Raw genomic sequence first — 1,455 nt, 5'->3', positions numbered from 1 at the left:
GGCTCTTTTCGTAAAGATTGTTGCTATTTTGACCAAACTTCTACAAGGTGCTAAAATACTGAAATTAGGAGGTGGTTGTTGTGTGGAAAAACCTATATGCGGACTTTATCGATTTACCAAAACAAGAGCAAATTAAACTGTTTAACCTGCTTAAAGTTGAGTTTTTCACTTCAGAAGAAAATGATTTATCCGAGACGTTTACAACCATAAGGGAGACTCGATTTAAAGAAGGGTTAGCTTGTGTTCATTGTGGATGTATGAAGGTTAAACGTAATGGTAAATACCGAAACAGACAACGTTATCTCTGCAACGATTGCGGAAGGTCTTTTAATGACCTTACAAACACACCCATTTCTGGTTCGAGGTATCTTGGAAAGTGGAGTAAATACTTTCGGATGATGGTTGAGGGCTACACTCTGCCCAAAATTGCGGCAGAGCTAAAAATCCATATCTCCACTTGTTTTTATTGGCGACATAAAATACTATTCGCATTGCGTTCATTAGGTTTCCAAGGTTTAAAAGGAATTGTAGAAAGCGACGAAACCTTTTTCAAAGAGTCCTTTAAAGGTCGTGAAGTTATTGGAAGAGAACCTAAAGAGCGTGGAGGTAGGGACGAAAAGAGGGATTAGTAAACTTAAAATTGCTGTTGTTGTAGCACAAGACCGAAATGGTCAAATCGTAGCTCAGAAAGCTGGAAATGGACGTGTTAAAGCTGAAGAGATAGAAGCTGTAATTGGGGATTATATCGACCCCGCTGCTTTGTTATGCACTGATACAGCTACGAACTATAAGAAATTTGCTCTGAACAAGGGAATAAAGCACGAAGCAATTAATATCAGTAAAGAAGGATATGTTAAAAAGGGCATATACCATCTACAGCACGTTAATAATTTTCATAAGGCTTTAAAAGACTGGATGGATAGATTTCAAGGCGTTGCTACCAAATATCTTGATAACTACCTATACTGGTTTATATTTCTTCAACAGAACAAAAAGATGCCTACAGATGAAAGGATGAAAGGTATGCTTTTAAGTTCTTGCCAAAAACCAAACTGCATTCCTGTTAGGTATTTACGGGAGATATAAAAAAGCCATTCCTTTCGGGGGAACGGCTTAGATTATTATTCACTTTAATGCCTAAAAAAGTTTGCTAAGATTGGAAGTAAAATTAAGACAATTGCACTTTGGATAAAGGTCATAATAATATCTTTCTTCCAACTGTTGTTCTTAGGATAGCGATTTGTCATTCTTTGAAATATGAGAAAAACTCCCCACCAAAATAATAAAGCATACAAAGCTGAACTAAAGCTGCCGTACATATCGTAATACAATTTCATACTCCCTCCTTATCTTATAACCCTTTTATGCATTCTTATTATAAGAATACCATAAAAAGTAAATTACTTATTTTTTTGTTTCAAAAGCAACAAAGTTTACGAAAAGAGCCAAATTTTT

1 pseudogene is annotated in these 1,455 nt (G+C 35.7%); it reads left to right on the top strand.

The window, feature by feature from the left end:
* Nucleotides 1–80: 80 nt before the first annotated feature.
* Nucleotides 81–1,086: pseudogene (locus JCM21738_RS21805) on the top strand (IS1595 family transposase).
* Nucleotides 1,087–1,455: the final 369 nt, after the last annotated feature.

Origin of the sequence: Mesobacillus boroniphilus JCM 21738 (genome assembly GCF_000517385.1) — a bacterium.
GTDB classification, from domain to species: domain Bacteria; phylum Bacillota; class Bacilli; order Bacillales; family Cytobacillaceae; genus Mesobacillus; species Mesobacillus boroniphilus.
The sequence above is the reverse complement of the archived record's forward strand: the minus strand, read 5'-3'. Positions and strand labels throughout refer to the sequence as shown.